Source organism: Ruegeria sp. BHSC026 (assembly GCF_059613065.1).
Genome location: NZ_JBXWRV010000002.1, coordinates 303,449 through 320,161 on the forward strand (window position 1 = coordinate 303,449; position 16,713 = coordinate 320,161).

At 59.5% G+C, this 16,713-nt stretch carries 13 protein-coding genes; 10 read left to right on the forward strand and 3 right to left on the reverse strand.

Annotation, left to right across the window (positions count from 1 at the left end; genetic code table 11):
• Positions 1–62: 62 nt before the first annotated feature.
• From AC2FME_RS04160 to AC2FME_RS04170, 3 genes are read left to right on the forward strand one after another with little or no spacing between them, the layout of a single operon-like run.
• Positions 63–728, forward strand: coding sequence for a TRAP transporter small permease (locus AC2FME_RS04160; protein WP_496685706.1), 666 nt, complete (start codon positions 63–65; stop codon positions 726–728).
• Entirely contained in the window at positions 728–2,086 is a 1,359-nt protein-coding gene (locus tag AC2FME_RS04165) for a TRAP transporter large permease (protein WP_496799707.1), read from the forward strand. Before AC2FME_RS04160 ends, AC2FME_RS04165 begins: the two co-directional genes overlap by 1 nt.
• Positions 2,087–2,097: 11 nt before the next feature.
• Positions 2,098–2,877: an IclR family transcriptional regulator gene (locus AC2FME_RS04170; protein WP_496684024.1), complete on the forward strand. Its 780-nt coding sequence runs from the start codon at positions 2,098–2,100 to the stop codon at positions 2,875–2,877.
• 59 nt (positions 2,878–2,936) lie between these two features.
• Here AC2FME_RS04170 and AC2FME_RS04175 read toward each other — a convergent pair whose 3' ends face one another.
• On the reverse strand, positions 2,937–3,992 hold the full coding sequence (locus AC2FME_RS04175) for an NAD-dependent epimerase/dehydratase family protein (RefSeq protein WP_496711910.1): 1,056 nt from the start codon (positions 3,990–3,992) through the stop codon (positions 2,937–2,939).
• Positions 3,993–4,242: 250 nt separating this feature from the next.
• Between AC2FME_RS04175 and AC2FME_RS04180 the strand changes: the two genes are divergently transcribed.
• From AC2FME_RS04180 to AC2FME_RS04190, 3 genes are all read left to right on the forward strand, one after another.
• A complete protein-coding gene (locus AC2FME_RS04180) occupies positions 4,243–5,676 on the forward strand; it encodes an oligosaccharide flippase family protein (RefSeq protein ID WP_496799708.1) in 1,434 nt (477 codons plus the stop codon).
• 84 nt (positions 5,677–5,760) lie between these two features.
• Positions 5,761–6,528 (forward strand): TylF/MycF/NovP-related O-methyltransferase, encoded by a 768-nt coding sequence (locus AC2FME_RS04185; RefSeq protein ID WP_496799709.1) that lies wholly within the window; start codon positions 5,761–5,763, stop codon positions 6,526–6,528.
• Positions 6,529–6,593: 65 nt separating this feature from the next.
• Positions 6,594–8,798, forward strand: coding sequence for a hypothetical protein (locus AC2FME_RS04190; protein ID WP_496799710.1), 2,205 nt, complete (start codon positions 6,594–6,596; stop codon positions 8,796–8,798).
• 14 nt (positions 8,799–8,812) lie between these two features.
• Here AC2FME_RS04190 and AC2FME_RS04195 read toward each other — a convergent pair whose 3' ends face one another.
• Positions 8,813–9,946 carry a right-handed parallel beta-helix repeat-containing protein gene (locus tag AC2FME_RS04195; protein ID WP_496799711.1) on the reverse strand — a complete coding sequence of 378 codons (1,134 nt, stop codon included), beginning with the start codon at positions 9,944–9,946 and terminating at the stop codon, positions 8,813–8,815.
• A gap of 592 nt (positions 9,947–10,538) precedes the next feature.
• Between AC2FME_RS04195 and AC2FME_RS04200 the strand changes: the two genes are divergently transcribed.
• Complete coding sequence (locus AC2FME_RS04200) at positions 10,539–12,518, forward strand: right-handed parallel beta-helix repeat-containing protein (protein WP_496799712.1); 1,980 nt, start codon at positions 10,539–10,541, stop codon at positions 12,516–12,518.
• A gap of 142 nt (positions 12,519–12,660) precedes the next feature.
• Positions 12,661–13,458 carry a sulfotransferase family 2 domain-containing protein gene (locus AC2FME_RS04205; protein ID WP_496799713.1) on the forward strand — a complete coding sequence of 266 codons (798 nt, stop codon included), beginning with the start codon at positions 12,661–12,663 and terminating at the stop codon, positions 13,456–13,458.
• A 16-nt stretch (positions 13,459–13,474) separates the two neighbouring features.
• On the opposite strand, the gene AC2FME_RS04210 is transcribed toward AC2FME_RS04205, so the two are convergent.
• A complete protein-coding gene (locus AC2FME_RS04210; RefSeq protein WP_496799714.1) occupies positions 13,475–14,308 on the reverse strand; it encodes a capsular polysaccharide synthesis protein in 834 nt (277 codons plus the stop codon).
• A 197-nt stretch (positions 14,309–14,505) separates the two neighbouring features.
• Between AC2FME_RS04210 and AC2FME_RS04215 the strand changes: the two genes are divergently transcribed.
• Together AC2FME_RS04215 and AC2FME_RS04220 are read left to right on the forward strand one after the other, a co-directional pair.
• Positions 14,506–15,345, forward strand: coding sequence for a sulfotransferase family 2 domain-containing protein (locus tag AC2FME_RS04215; RefSeq protein ID WP_496685687.1), 840 nt, complete (start codon positions 14,506–14,508; stop codon positions 15,343–15,345).
• A 13-nt stretch (positions 15,346–15,358) separates the two neighbouring features.
• Positions 15,359–16,705 carry an O-antigen ligase family protein gene (locus AC2FME_RS04220; RefSeq protein WP_496799715.1) on the forward strand — a complete coding sequence of 449 codons (1,347 nt, stop codon included), beginning with the start codon at positions 15,359–15,361 and terminating at the stop codon, positions 16,703–16,705.
• Positions 16,706–16,713: the final 8 nt, after the last annotated feature.

Consider the following 16,713-nt stretch of genomic DNA (forward strand, 5'->3'; position numbering starts at 1 on the left):
GACAGGACCGGCCTGCATCGGCGGGCCGGTTTTATCGGGGACCGATTGGGAGGACGGGGTTCATGTCGTTTTGGGCAGATGTCGGCGCGATTTTCGGTGCCTTGCTCAGCAGGGATTCATTCGAGATTCAATCAGCCTTGCGGTCAGACGCCGCCTGGGCCGTGGGCGCGGTGGCGGCGGCGTTGGGAGGGTTGCTGGTCATGTTCGTCTATCGCAAGGTTCCATTCATCGAACGCCATTTCGAGCGGTCGGTCATGGTGTATTCCTATCTTGCGATCGCACTGATCATTTTCTGGGGCGTGATCGACCGTTTCGTGTTTAACGATCAGGAGCCTTGGTCGACCACCATTCCGCCGCTGCTGTTCATGGTGATGGCGTGGTTCGGCGCCTCGTACAACGTGCGGCTGCGCACCCATTTGAGCTTCAGCGAATTCCGGTCGGCCATGCCGCGCGGCGGGCAGTTGGCCTGCCTGATCTTGGATGCTGTTCTGTGGTACGGGTTTGCCGTGATCGTCATCGTGACGACCTCGCGTCTGGTGGCGTTGTCGGCGTCGAATTTCCAGATCGTGCTGGGCACCGACAACGTGATGCAGTGGTGGTTTCTGCTGACTGCGCCGCTGTCCTTCTTCCTGATGGTCGGCAGGGTGTTCCAAAACCTTGCCGACGATCTGCACAACTGGAAAACCGGGCAGCCGCTGATCCAGCAAGCCGTGATCGGAGCAGACTGATGACCGATGGAACCTGGGTTACACTGATTTCGCTTGGGGTGACGTTCCTGTTCATGCTGGGCGTGCCCGTGCTGCTGGTCATAGGCTATTGGGTGGTCGGCTGTTCCTTCGTGCTGGGGCTGACGCTCGACAACATGGGGGCCGAGCTGCTCAACGTGTTCAACAAGGGCTTTGCGCTGCTGGCGATGCCGCTGTTCATCCTGACGGGTGACCTGATCAACAAATCCGGCATCGCCCGAAGGCTGAGCGATTTCGCCTATGCCTGTCTGGGATGGATACGCGGCGGTCTAGCCATGGCCTCGTTGGGGGCCTGTGGTCTGTTTGCCGCCATATCGGGGTCGAACTCGGCCACCACCGCGACGATCGGGTCCATGCTGCACCCCGAGATGGTCAAGGGCGGCTATGACGAGCGGTTCAGCGCCGCCACCGCCGCGGCCGGCGGCACGGTCGGCATCATCATCCCGCCGTCGATCATCTTCATCGTCTATGGGTTTCTGATGAACCTGCCGATTTCCGAGCTGTTCGTGGCTGGCATCCTGCCCGGCGCGCTGATGGTGATCGGGATGCAGTTTGCCTGCTGGGTCATCTGCCGCATGAACGGTTGGGGCCATCTGATTCCGCTGCAGATGAACCGCATCCTGAAAACCGCCTTTGGCGCCTGGCTGGGGTTCTTTGCCATAGGGCTGGTTCTGTGGGGGATCTACACGGGCAAGTTCTCTCCGACCGAGGCCGCGGGGGTTACCGTCGGGTTCTGCGTGATCGCCGGTCTGGTCAGCCACCCGATCAACCGGATCATGGGCGCGCGTGGCGACATTTCCCCCACCGAAAAAAGCTTTGCCGAGATGATCGTGGTCGAAGGCTTCACCATCCCCGAGATCCCGTCGATCGTGATCCGGTCGGCGCAGATCACCGGCATCCTGGCCCCCCTTATCGCGATTTCCGTCGTGATGCAGCAGATCCTTTCCCTGCTGGGAGCCCAGCAGACGATTGGAGATTTCGTGACCTCGATGGGCGGCTATCGCGCGGTGCTGTTCACCTCGATGGTGATCGTGTTCTTTTCGGGGATGGTCCTCGAAAGCCTGCCGGTGACGATCATTCTGGCTCCGATCCTGGCTCCGATCGCAGCGTCGGTGGGTGTGGACCCGATCCATTTCTCGGTCATTTTCCTGGTCGGCGCATCGATTGGCTTCATCACGCCGCCCTATGGGCTGAACCTCTATGTGGCCTCGGGCGTGACCGGGGTGCCGTATTTCCGCCTTCTGCGCTATACGGTGCCTTATCTGGTGGCCTTGCTTTCGGTCTGGTTCCTAGTGGCGATGGTTCCCGATTTGGCCTTGATCCTGCTGCCGAACAACTGAACAGTGGCCGGATGACAGACCCCGAGGCACCCGAGCGCGACACGCAGATTCCCCCCAACTTGCGCCTGTTGGTCATTCTGGAGGAGGTGGCCCGGCGCGGAGTGGCGGTGCGGCCGGCCGACCTGATCGAGACGCTCGGCCTAGCCAAGCCAACCGTTCACCGGCTGCTGCAGACGGCCGAGGCCGAGGGGTTTCTGCAGCGCGACCTCGATGGCCGTTCATACGGTCCGGGGCCAAGGCTGCGGCGCCTTGCGGTCAATACCATCTCGGCCGAACATCTGCGCACCGCGCGGCTTGCGATCCTGCGGGGGGTGGCGGACGAAATCGGAGAAACCTGCAACCTGGCCATCCCCGACCGCGAGGGGATGATCTATCTGGATAGGGTCGAGACCAAGTGGCCCCTGCGCATTCAGTTGCCGATCGGGACGCAAGTGCCGTTTCATTGCACTGCCAGCGGCAAGATGTATCTGTCCACCCTGCGGCAGAAGCCGCTGAATGGGGTCCTGTCCGGACGCCCGCTGCAGCCCCGGACCCAGCGGACCATGACCGACCCGAATTCCTTGCGGGCCGAGATGGAGAAAATCCGCAGCCAAGGGTATTCGACCGACGATGAAGAATTCATGACCGGAATGGCGGCGGTTGCCGTACCGGTCCGGGATAGGCGCCAGCGCCTGGTGGCCACCCTGTCGGTTCACGCCCCAACCCAGCGCCACGATCTTTCCGGCCTGCTGGGGTTTCTGGACGTGCTGCGCGACGGGTCCGAGCGGCTGTCGGCCTTGCTGAATGACTGATATCACCCTCTGCGGGCCAAGGCCGGATCGGCCCCCAGGTGTCCGACCCGGAGGCGCGTTCAGTTTGCGGCCGCGGTTTTCAGTCCGGGCTTTTCCAAGCCGCGCTCGGTCAATGACTCTTCGAAATCCTTGGCCAGGGCATCGCGGTCATGCGATGCGAAATACCAGCGGATCGTGCGGTCGAGCCCGTCCGAGAAGCTGACCTTGGGCTCCCAATCCAGCAGCTTTTTGGCCAAGCTGTTGTCGGCCACACGGTTGTAGGGGCCGGTGGGTTTGCTCAGGTCTCGCTGGATCTCGGCGTCGAGCTGCGTCCGTTCGAGGATCATTTTGGCCGCCTGCAGAACCGAGGTACGCTCCATCGTGCCGAGATTGACCGCGGTGCCGTCCTCGATCCGTTCAGCCGCGCGGATCGTGCCTTCGACGATGTCCGATACATAGGTCCAGTTGCGAATCTGTTCGCCGGTGCCCCACACGACAAAGGGGTTCTGCTGCAGAAAGGCCCGCCCGATCATCGCCACGACCGCATGGTTGGCCGGGCAACGTTCGCCATAGGCCGTGAAATACCGCACCGAGGCGCATTTGAAGCCATGCTCCTCGTGATAGGCTTTCAGCGACAGCTCGGCCATGAGCTTGGCCCAGCCATACAGATCGTCGGCCTCGTAAGGCGGTTTCACCAGATCTTCGGTCAGGTACAGGGTCTCACTCGGATCGGCCTGGATGCTGGTCGGATAGACGCAACCTGACGAGGCAAAGGTAAACTGCTCTACCCCCGCCTTGTGGGCTTCGCGGATCATGATGCTGTCCAGCGCCAGGTTGGTCGAACAGGCGGCCTGGTGGGTGCTGATATATCCCCGTCCGCCATGGGTCGCGGCCAGGTGGAACACGACATTCATGTCAGCGACGGCCTCGGCTGCGGTGGTCGGGTCCAGCAGGTCGGCCTCGCGAAATTCGACGCGGCCGCTGTTCAGGACGTCATCCAGATTTTCGCGGATGCCGCTGGACAAGTCATCGACCGCCCGAACATATGCGCCGCGCTCGACCAGGCTTTCCACAAGGTGGGATCCGATGAAAGAACACCCGCCGGTGACGAGCACGTTCTTCTTAGACCAATCCATTTTCAAATCCTTTCAAACCAATTCAATCAGTATACTCACCAAGGGTCTCTCTGCCTGCAGGGCCGCGACAGAAAGGCCGAAACGTCCGAGACGCACCTTAAAACTCTGACCGCAAATCATTCACCCGTCAACACGGGCGATTGACAGGTTCGGACCGGTATGCACGCATTTGCTTCAGGTCTCTGGCCCGCCCGGTTTTGACGGCTGCGGGGCAGGGGTCAAGAAAGCGATCGGCGGCAGCGGGAAACCAATGAAACGGCAGTTCACCCAGAACGTGGCATGGAGCACGGTCGCCAGCTGGCTCGAACAAATCGCGGCAGCGCTTATTTTTCTGGTGATTGCCAAGCTCATCGGCGTGGAAAGCTTTGGCGTGGTGTCCATGGCTTTTGCCTTCCTGTTTCTGGGCGAATTTCTGGTGCGCGATACGATCACCGAAGGCATCGTCGCACGCGAGGTCATCGAGCCCGGGCGGCTTGAGGCCACATGGGTTGTTCTGCTGGGGCTGGCCGTCGCGATCGTTCTGATTTTGACAACAATCGCCAGCATCGCGGCGTTTGTTTACCAAGAGCCCATCGTCAAACCCTTGTTGATGGCCGCCAGTCCGACAGTCTTGATGATTGCCGCCGCCGGGGTGCCGACAGCCTTGCTCCGGCGCCAGTTGGCCTTCAAGGCGCTGGCCATTCGCACCATCGCCGGCGTGGCGGCCGGCGGAGTGGTGGGCATCACCATGGCGGCCAAGGGTTTTGGTGCCTGGAGCCTTGTTGGCCAACGGCTGACGGAAATCGGTGTGAACAGTCTACTGGCATTCCTGGCGGCGGGTTGGGTGCCCAAGAAATGGCCGTCGCGATCCGATTTCGCCATGGTGAAGGGGCTGGGGGCGCAAGTTCTGCGGCTGCGGTTTATCACCCTTGTGATTCTTCAGACACCCACTGTGATGCTGGGATACATGGCCGATCCGCGAGCCGTCGGCCTGTTCGCCTTTGCGGCCCGACTGTCCGAGATCGTTTTGACCGTGTTCGTCAAAAGCCTGCAGGGGGTCGGGCAACCGGCAATCGCGGCGCTGCGGCGCAGCCGGCAGTCGACGGCGGATTTCTACCTCGACCTGATCGAGCTGGCCGCACTCAGCGGTTTTGTCGCCTATACCGGGCTGGCTTTGATCGCCTTTCCGCTGGTCGATCTTTTGCTGGGTCCCGAATGGCATGAAGCCAGCCGCATCCTGCCGTTCCTGTGCCTGGCCTATGCAATCATTGCGCTGAGTTCGATCCAGGAGGCTTACCTGCTGGCGCTCGACAGGGTGCAGCCGCTTCTTTGGGCTGCTTGGGCCGAGGCGGTGCTGGGCCTCGTCTTGATCGGACTGGCCAGCCAATTCGGGCCGGTCACGGCAGCGGCAGCGGTGGCGCTGCGCGCGCTTCTGGCGTTTCCGCTGCGGATGCGGGCCGCGCACGCCCCCGAGGCAATCAGACCCATTCAGTTCTGCAAGATGCTGGTCGCGCCGTTGCTGTTGGCGGCGGGGATGGCCGTTGTCGTGGGCGCCTGGCGGCTGGCCATGCTGGGGCGTATCCCCGATGCGATCTATGTCGCCGCGGCCATCGGGATCGGCGTGGTATCGACAGGGGTTATTCTGCTGGGCTTCATGCCGCGTGCGGTGGACCGGTTGCGGGCGTTTCTGCAGAGCCCGCCATAAAGGAAAGGGTGCAGTTCGCCGGATTGTGCCCTAAGCTTGTTTGAATTCGTTTTGGTAAGGTTTTGGTATGAGTGTGAGGACGTGATGATCGATTGGATCAAGAAAAAGCTGTTTCTGGTGAAATGGGGCCGCGTGGCGCGCAAATGGCCAGTCGAACGGCTGATGGCCACGACCGATCTGGACCTCACTGATGATGAAATCGCCGAGATGAAATGGGGCATCCATTCGTGGCGGCAGCTGATTCCCTGGTATCTTGCGCGATTTGATACGCTGAAAGACAAGCGTCAGTTCTACTGTTTCGGCGTTGCCCATGGCAGCACAGTAGAAGGGCTGGTCATGGGCCTGCAGAACCGCGGCATGGAGATTCCGTTCATGCACCTGTTCGACTCGTTCGAAGGTCTGCCCCAGGAAGACCCGGGTATCCAGGTTCCGGCGGTGTGGAATGTCGGTGCCTTCTCCGCGCCGCTGCCCGAGCTGAAGAAAAAACTGGCCGCCATGGACATGACCGACGATCGATGCACGATCCACCAGGGGTGGTTTTCCGAAACGCTGCGCCCCGAACTGGTGGAAAGCGGCGTCTTTCAGCCCGCGGCCTATGTCGATATCGATGCCGACCTCTACAACAGCACGATGGATGTTCTGGACTTCATGTTCGAACACCGCCTGATCCGCCCGGGAACGCTGATCGGCTATGACGACTGGGGCGACACCGATCTTTGGACCGCTGGCGAAAGCCGGGCCCACAAGGAGATCGTCGAAAAATACGACGTGAAATGCGCCCAGCTGTTTTCCTGGGGCGAACCGCCGTTGATGCGCAAGCTGTTTCTGGTCGTCGACGTCGGAGCAAGTTGACGGGGCTCCGGGTGCTCTGGCCCAGGGATTCTGACAAACCGGTTGCGCAAAACGGGAGGGGTGCAATGGAAGACAACATGCAAGCTTCGAGCCGGGCCGAGGCCTGGCCATTCGGGGCGATCCGGGTTGTCGTGGCGATGCTGGCCCTGGGCTTGTTTGCCTTTGCTCTTTGGGGTGCGGTGGACCTATCCGTGCTCCGGCGCGTGGAATGCTGGTGGCTCATGGTCGCGGCCGTGGCGCTGTTCGGGGTCGCGTTGACGCTGGGCACGCCCTGGCAGACGGCCGGGTTGACTGCGGCAACCTTCCTTGTGGGGTTCGGCGCTCAGCTTGCAGTCCGAGAGCCGACGTGGTTTCAGAACGTTCGCTTCCGGTCCGACGTCTTTTCCGTGGCAATGATGGGGGCCGTGTTGGCGCAGTCCGCCGTCGCGGCCCTGGTCCTGTTCAAACATCGCGCGCTGGCCGAGGCGCCACGAGTGCTGCGCGATCTGGGCGTTCTTCGGGTGGCGATCTTCCTGGCCATTCTGGTGATCGCTGCAAAGGGCGCGATGGGCTTCGTAGCGACCGAAAACTATCCCCGGCTGGTCAAACATGTCGTCATCGGTTCGGCCTTCATCGGCATCAACCTGGCCAGCTTCCTCGCTATCATGATGTCCCTGCCAGCGCATCGGTTGCGCGACCTGTCCCAGCGAGTCGCGCGAAACCTCAGCCTGCCGGGCAGCGGCGATCAGGTCCGAAGGCTCGACAGGGCTGTCCCGATCTGTGGGGCGGTCTTTCTGTTGCTGATGTCCCTTCTGGTCAGTCTAGCCGCTTTGGAGGGCGTCCCGCACCTGGACGATATTCTGTACCAGTTCCACGCCCGCTATCTTGCGGATGGGCTGCTGACCCTGCCGGTGCCGCCATCGACCCAGGCTTTCGACCACTATCTGATGGATACCTATCAGGACCGCTGGTTCGTCACGACCTTCCCGGGCTGGGCGGCAGCCCTGGCGCTGGGGGTCAAGCTGGGGGCGCCTTGGCTGGTCAATCCGGTTCTGGCTGGCATCAGCGTTCTGCTGCTGCACGTCTTTACCCGCAAGATGACCGACCGGGGCACGGCCAACCTGGTGGTTCTGCTCATGGCCGTATCGCCCTGGATCATCTCGATGGCGGCCACTCAGTTGATCCACACCTTTACTTACGCACTGGTTCTGGGGGCCTGGGTCCTTCTGCTGAAGGCCCGGGAAAAGCCGTCTGTGATTTTTCCGTTCATCGCCGGCGCGCTGATGGGGTGGCTGCTGATGACACGGCCGTTGGAAGGGTTGTTCATGGGGGTTCTGACCGGGTTTTGGACGCTGACATTCCTTGCGGACCGGCGGCATTGGCGCACGGTTCTGGCCTATGGGTTGGGCTGTATCGTCGTGGGCGGGCTGATTTTTCCCTACAACGCCTATCTGACCGGCGACCCGCTGACCACGCCGTTGAACGCCTATTACGAAGAATATTGGGGGCCGGGATCCAACGCGCTTGGCTTCGGGCCGGATATCGGCGCGCCGGACTGGGGCAATGTCGATGTCTTTCCCGGGCACAGCCCGCTTGAGGGGCTGATCAACAGCCAGCAAAACCTCTATGAACTGAACTTTTCGCTGTTCGGTTGGGGTGGAGCCTCGCTGGCCTTTGTGCTGTTCTTCGTCTTGTGGGGCCGTTGGAGCAGATTTGCCGGCGGGATGGCGTTGATCGTCGTGACCACGATCTGCCTGTACGCGCTGTTCTGGTTCTATGGCGGCTATTTCGCCGGGCCGCGATACTGGTTCATGACCAGCGTCCCGCTGTTGATCCTGACGGCATTGGGGATCACGACGGCTGCGCGCAGGTTTTCGCAACTGTACCCCGACGGGCTGGCGCAGCAGCGGATCGGCGCGGGCGTCGCGTTTCTCTGCCTGTGCTCGGTTCTGGTGTTCGAAAGCTGGCTGGGCTTCAACCGGTATCCCGAAATCAACGGGTATCACGACGAATACGAAACGCTGGCCCGTCAGGATGCATACCGCAACAGCCTTATGTTTATTTCGACCGATGCAGACCGGGAATACGGTAGCGCCTTCTGGCTGAACGATTTCACCCCGGGCGCAGACAGCCCGTTGTTTGCGATGGACCTGGGGCCGGAAAGCAACCGGACCGTTGCCGCTGCCTATCCAGGACGTTCGGTCTATTTCCTGAAAGGGCGATCCAGCGATCAGGATCATGTGGTCTTCACCCGAGGCCCGATCTCCGCCTCTGAACTCGAACAGCCGTGACGAAATCGGCCGAACTAGCGGGTCGGATAGGTCTCTACCAGCGGTGACCCTGCGTCGAGCTGGTCGATCAGGCCACCGGGGCGCACGCCGTATTCATTGTAGCCGTCGGTTGCTCCGGTGGCATAGTAGATGAACTCACGGTCGTAGTATCCGGGCGCCGAGGGGGATTGATCCTGAATGAGGGCGTTGTTCAGAACGACCCAGTCGGGTTGGTTCTTGTAGCCGATGATGCCTGCAACGGCGTTCTGTTCGATCACGACATATCGTGATGCGGAAACATTGATCCGCGGGATCGTAACCTTGCCGGTTTCCGCGCGGCGCACCCGGATGACCGAATTCTTTCGAATGGACAGGTTGTCGATCCCATGAACCGAAATTCCATGCGTGTGCGCATTGTAGATAACGTTGTTTTCGATCAGGACGTTCTGATGGCGCAGCATCGGATCGGCTAGGTTCTTTCGGTCGCCGCCCATCCATATGGTCTGGGCATAGTCGCCGGCGCCCATGTCAAAGATATTGTCCCGTATCGTGATGTTCGTGCTGCGCCGGTTCGAACTGCGCAGGATCTGCACCATGTCGCGATGGTCCTTGTTGCCCTTCACGCCCCGGAAATTGTGCATCCGGTTGGCTTCGATCACCAAACCGTCGATCACTCCCAGCGCTATGCCGTCCGATCGGATGTCCGAGAAATCATTGCCCCGGATGGTCAGGTCGACGACGCTGTCACCTGTCAGTGCCTTCCACCATTTGCGAAAGACCGAGCCGGAAATGGTTATCTTGGCGCTGTCCCGGATGCGCAGCCCCCGACCATGGCCGGCCCCAGCCCTGTGCCCTCCATCAAAAACCGAATTGGTGATAGTGATGCCCCGACTGTTCAGGATGCTAAAACGGTTGGCCGAGTCCTTTTCGCCCTGCGAATACTCGTAGTCAAAGACCAATCCATCAAGAACCAGGTTCCCCGCGGCATCGATCCTCAGTTCGGTAAAGCAGGCAGGTGACGCCGCAGATGCCGACCGAAGCGTGACCGGCGCCTTGAACGCCCTTTTGACCTTCAGCGCACCGTAGTTCCCGGCCTGCAAGACAAATACCTCACCCCCGGTGGCCGTTTTCAGCGCGCTTGACAGGGCGTTTGCGTCCGCGATGGCCAAGCTCTTTATCGTCGCGGGCCCAAGTGCTGGAACGGTGTGACCGTTGCAGGTCGAAGAGGCCGCGGCGGTGCGTCCAGGCTGCAGGGCGCACACACCCGCGATTAGGGTGAGAACTCGCAACAATAAACACATTTGAAACCTATTTGTCTGAACAATCCCAAAGGGCATGCAAACAGGCTAAGCGCGCCCGAAGGCCATGTCCACAATTCGAATCTACAGCGACTGAAAGGAGCGAAGGTGGTAGCAGGCCAAATTGACGTAGCGGCATCCAGCAAATGATTGCTCATCGCCCACGAGGTTGCGCAGAGAAATGCCCGGATAATGGCAAAATTGTGTCCGTTGTTGCGCTAAGCGAATCAATACGTCAAACGAGAGGCTACCGCGAAGGGAAGGGGAACAATTCCCGGTATCGAGTAACGAGTTAGCTCGGAAATGACGGCGTTGGGGCAATTTTGTCTCAATACAGGCAACAATTTCCAGACATAGCCACATTCCGGACAACCTGTCGCCTTCGTGCGGCTGTTCCCTCTGGTCCCAAGTAGCGGGAAATGGCGCGCTGCACTCACAGCGCCTGACACAAAGAAGGTGAAACATGACGACAGCAATCACTGTGACGTCCGAGGCCGAACTGAAATTGGCGTTGTCGAAAGCGGTCGGTGGGGAAACGATACTGCTTGCGGCCGGCGACTACGGAAAGCTCAGCCTGAAAAACATTCAATTCGCGTCGGATGTGACGATCAAATCCGCCGATCCGAATGCGATGGCAAGTTTTTCAGAAGTTTACCTGACGAACGTCTCGAACATCAAGTTCGATGAGATCGTGTTCGACTATACCTACACTCAAGGTGATCGGAACCACACCACCAAGTTCCTGATCTCGCACAGCAGCAACGTCACCATCGACAACTCGGTCTTCGACGGTGACTTTGCAAGCGGAACGGGAACCAGTGCGGATGGCACCGGCTTCGGAAAGGGTCTTGTCATTCGCGACTCGAACAATATCGACGTAACGAACACCGAGTTCCATTCTTGGTGGAAGGCCCTGGGCGCCTCGCGGTCGAGCGACATCGACTTCATCGGAAACAACATTCATACCATCCGCTCGGACGGTATCTCCTTGGGCGAGGTGCAGAATGTTCTGATCGAAGGCAACTATATTCACGACTTCGGCGGCGCCGCAGGTTCCGGTGATCATCGCGACATGATCCAGATTCAGCGTTCGAACGGGACAGGCAGCGACAATATCATCATCAGGAACAACGTTCTGGACATCGGTGCAGGGGACTACACCCAGGGGATCTGGGCAGGCGCAGACAAGGCGGTCTATTCCGATCCGACGCACTGGAACCACAACATCGTGATTGAAAACAACGTTCTGTACAACGCGCATGCCAACGGCATCGCGGTTCATATGATCGACGGCCTGACAATCAACAACAACACTCTGATCGCGGTGCCGACCCAGCAGACGGGTGGTGTGGCCACCCCCAAGATTATCGTCGGTGGCGGGTCGCAGAATGTCACCATCGAACAGAACGCCACGCCTTCGGTTGTGGGCTACAACGGCCAATCGCACTGGTCGGTGCAGAACAACGCCATCATCCAGAACAATGATCCCTCCCAGCCGGGCTACTATGACACGCAGTTCGTGTACCACGCTACGTCCGCGACCGACGGCTACAACCAGTATGGCGTCGTGACGGGCAGTACGGTCGACCTGCTGGATGCAGGATCCAGCATAGTTGACGGGTATCCGATGGACATGGGCAGCTGGACCGGCGCTGCTCCGTCGAGCGGAAGTGGTTCGGGAACGGTCTCTGCGCCAACGACCCCTGATACCGGCACGTCTGCGCCAGCGGATGGATCGGGATCGACGACCGCACCCAACGACGATGCATCGACGCCGACCGCCCCTGATTCCGGTCTGTCCGCGCCCACGTCGCCGGATGCGGGAACTTCGGCACCCGTCGTGATGGTATTCGACGACTTTGTCCTGGACATCGCTGGGCTGCCGGGCAACGGGCAGGCCACGTTGAAGGGCGATGCGCAGGTCGTTGACACGGCGAACGGCCCTGTCGTTCATTTCGATGGCCACAAGGACCAGCTGAAGATCGGCCGCCTGCAGCAGTTCGAGAATTCGGATCAGCTGGCATTCGCGGTGGAATTTGCCAGGGATGAGGCCGATGGCAGCGCGCAACGGCTGGTCTGGAATAAGGGTCACATCGGCCTCACGATCGTTGACGACGGGTTGAAAGCCCATGTCAGAAACAACGATGGCAAGTTCCACGAAGGCTTCTATGTCGCGGATCTTGGGCTGAATGATACTCAGGAACACGAGATCGTCGTGATGGCCGATCAGGTCGCTGATCGGCTGCAGGTGCTGGTTGACGGTCAGGTCGTCCTGGACAGAACGGACATCGATCTCGATTTTTCCGGAGGCCGCGAATGGGGCTGGGACATCGGCTTCAGCCACGGTCGCTATGCCGACGGTGACCTCGGCGGTTTCGCAATCGACGATGACGTTCAGTTTGTCGATCCGCTGGGTGGCAACGCGGGCGACTTTCTGGCCTGAGGCCGGGAAGACCTGACTGATTTAGTACAGGAGCGGGCAGGGTGGCGACCATTCTGCCCGCTTCGTGGTTTTTCAACCAATTCATTGCCAAGTCCTCTGTGGATTCGGCATATAGTCGTGGTTGAATTGAAAGTGTTTGTTCATGATTTTTTCGGATCGCCACAGGTTTGTCTTCATCCACATCCCGAAATGCGCCGGCACGTCGGTTCGTGTTGCGGTGATGCCGTACCATGATGCCGATGAGCGCTTTATCCGCACCATTGAGCGGCACCCCAGGTTCGGCGAGTTGGATTTTCGCCATCTTCCTTTGCACCTGCTGCGCGAAGTGGACCCTGAAGCCTTCGAAAAGCTGACGGTCTACGAAAGCTATGCGCTGATCCGAGACCCTTTTGAGCGCTTTCGCTCGGCGATGGCCCAAAGGGCTAAGATGTATCTGGGATGCGAACTCGCTCAGATGCCGGAAGACAGGATACGATCCGAGCTGCAGATCGTTCAGGACTATTTGCGGCAGGAACCTGACGTGATCGCGCCGGAGTTCATTCATTTCGCGCGCCAGTCGGATTTTGTACAGATTGGCGACGAGGTTCTCGTTCGCAACCTGTTCCCCGTTGAACGGCTGGATGATCTGGCGGAGGCACTGGCGCAACGTATCGGTCTGAAAACCCTTCCGGTGGGACATGCCAACAAGACCCAGGTATTTCGTCATCCCCAGTTGAAGAATCTGGCACGGGCCGGCAGTGCGGCGGCGCGGCGAATGCTGCCTGACCCGGTGCACGACGCCGTGCGCCGATCAGCGCGCCGTTTGCTGATGAAGCCAATCGTAACTACCCCTCAGCCGGTCTTCGATTCCGCGCAGGTTCGGGACTTCGTGGCCAACCATTACAGCGCGGATGTTGCCTTGCACCAAAAGGTCCGGCAGCGAATACGCCAATCCGCTTGACGCTCCGAGGCGGCGCTCAGGGCTGCGGTTCCTTCACGCGGCTGCCGGTGCTCGCTTCGGCATCCCGCAGCAGCGCAAGCGCCTGTTCGATACGCTCCTCGCTCCAGTTCCAGCGCAGTTTCTGCACGGGCACCGCGCCGGTTTTCAGGGCCAGGGAGGTTTCTTCGATGTTGATGCTGTGAGTCACCGCATCATGCACCAGATGCGGCCCATAGCAGCTGATCTTGGGAATGTCGTCGAACGCGCGCCGGAACGTTCGGCTGGTCAGGCGCAGATAGTCCAGCATGACATGCGGCCAATAGTAGTTGTGCGGTTTCGATCGGCCGTCCCAATACTGGAAACTGGCCTGCTCCCAATAGGATACGGCTATGCCGTCAGGCTCGGAGGCCAGAAACCAATTGGTCATGGAGCGGCGCATACCCGGCCAGATGAACCAGCGATCATTCTTTGTCCAAGTGAAAGCGAAGAACCCGCGCTGCGACGCAAACGGCAGCCAATTGTCGAGCGGCTGGAGGCAATAGGTCGTTGCGTCCACCCAAACTCCGCCAAATCGCCGCAAAAGGCGCAGGCGCAGAAGGTCCGCGTAGGACTGAACAGGCAACACCGTCGGATCGTGCTGCAGCTCGGCGACATCCGCCGCCGTGTTCGCGTCAAGAACACGAATGCTCCAGCCGGGATTGTGCCTGCGCCACGAGGCGATGCATTCCTTCACAAGCGGCGGCGCGCCTTCTTCACCGCGATCCCAATAGATCCAGATCGTCTTGGGAATGCTGCGCGGTGCGGATTTCGAAAAGAAATTGGGTTTGCCCCATATCTTCTTCCGGGCTCTTCGCCCGAAAGTCGGCAACATGCGCGCGCCCACGATAAGAACAAAGAGCCACGTCCTGAGTTTGCCGGCGGGCATGCGATCTCCACTGAACCAACCAAACGGCCACAAGGGCCATCCGCACTATGTACCAACAACAGCCGGCACGTCATTTACTTTGAAAGCCGCGCCAGCCTTCCTGGTGCAGATGGCATAACAATGACCAGCGCTTCAAGCCATTGTTGCCCGATGGGCAGACAAGTTTCCGTTGCGGTCAAAGGGTCATTGTAATCAATGGGTGTCGCTTTATGATTCCAAGCGATTGGTTTTCCGGTTTTCGAGGAAGAGTGATGGCGGTTGTCTCGCAGGTTCTGCAAGCAGTCTATTTTGACATCACGAAAGTTGGCAGCAGCAGCCTGAAGGAAATGCTCTGGGAACTGGATCGTGGTGAACCATTCAAGGGCCGCGGCGCTACCCGCGTCTTGAACAACCTGCGTTGGCGCCTGGCACGGGCCAAGCTGGTACGCGCGCGCAACATTCATGAACAAGACGGATTTCGAACCCAGATCTTCCGAAAGGCCGTGGTGCCGGATGGCTTTGCGACATTCACGCTGGTCCGTGACCCGGTCGCCCGGCTGCAATCGGCCTGGCGCGACAAGGTCCACCGCAATCAGTTCCGCTGGCGCGACGAAGAGATGGATATCGAGAACGAGGGGCTACCCCTTGATCCGACCTTTGGCGAATTTATCGACCATTTCAGTGAATACCGCGCTGTCAGCCGCCCCGTTCGGGTGCACACGACCCCGTATTCATGGCACTTGGGCCCCGATTTGGGGTTTTTCGATCATGTCTTCCGGCTCGAGTCGGTCAACGACATGTATTCTTTTCTGTCCGAACGCCTGGGGCGGCCGTTTCCGGTGCAGCATGTCAACAAATCCAAGCCTGGGCCGCGCGACAGCACTCTGACAGAGCGACAGATCGATGCGTTGCTGGAAATAACCCAGCCCGACTATGATCTGTTGGGTTCGTTGTATGATATCGAGGACGCCGAAAAGAGGCTCCGTGCCCAATTGGGCCGGTGAAAGACACAGAGTGATGACACTGGCTGCACAGGACAGAATTCAATCTGGGGGGCGCGCGGAAGACGTCTCGCCCAACCGGCTTTTGATTGCGCTCTTCGTCGTATCTCTGGTGATGCCGTTCTTCTTTTTTCTGGGCGGCCTTCGGCTGAGCGTCTATCGCCTCTACCTTCTTGTCTTTGCGCTATTGTTCTTTGTCCGCTGGGTAAATGGCTCGGCCGGAAAAATCCGTGCGCCGGACATTCTGGTGATCACGGCAAGCCTGTGGATGATGATAGCAATGTTCGTCAATCACGGGATGAGCGCGCAATGGCAGTTTGCAGGTATATTGGTGATCGAAACCGTCGTTCCCTATTTGGCTGCGCGTGTTCTGATCCGAAGCCTGTCATCCTTTCAGGCATTCGTCCGCTGGTATTTCTTGGTTGTTGCGGTTCTGCTGCCATTTGCGCTGTACGAAAACATGACAGGCACCCCCATCCTGCTGAAAACCTTCCGCGGCGTTTTTTCCGTCTATTTTGATGTGCATCAGGAACCCAGGCTAGGGCTTGAACGCGCGCAGGCGACCATGCCGCATCCCATCCTGTTTGGTGTGTTCTGCGCTCCTGCCTTCGCCTTGTCATGGTACACGCTGAACCCAGAGGCCGGGCTTTTCAAACGCGCGCGCCGACCATTCCTCGTTGGGGTCGCCGTGTTCAGCTCATTGTCGGCAGGCGCCTTCATGGGAGTGCTGCTGCAGGCCTTGCTGATCGGATGGGACGAGGTATTGAAAACGGTCAAGAACAGGTGGAAGATCTTTTTGGTGTTGTTTGGTATCCTCTATGTGATCCTGGAACTGGCATCCAATCGAAACGCCTTTCAGATCATCGCGACGGAGTTGACGTTTTCGCCGGGGGCCGCCTGGAACAGGATTCATATCTTCAACAATGCGATCGACGACGTCTTCGCGAATCCGATCTTCGGCATTGGGCTGCGCGATTGGACCCGGCCGCACTGGCTGCGATCAAGCGTTGACAATTTCTGGCTGCTGCTTGCGATGCGCTACGGGATTATTGCGTGGTTCCTGTTGTCTCTTACAACCATCCTAATTTGCTGGAAGGCCATCACCGCGCCTCTGACCGGATTGCTTGCGGGGGTTCGGCGGGGTTATCTGATCGCCTTCATCAGCATGATCGTTTCGGCCTTCACCGTGCATTTGTGGGACGCCACATATTGCCTCTTCATGTTCATGATGGGCGCCGGGGTATGGCTGTCCGATCCGGACTGCACGCAGGATAACGAGGACAAGGACAAGTCACCCGAGACCCCGAACCGAGAGATCAGGTATACGCGGTTCCCGCATGCCGATGCGACGTCTTTACGCTAGTGCTGGTG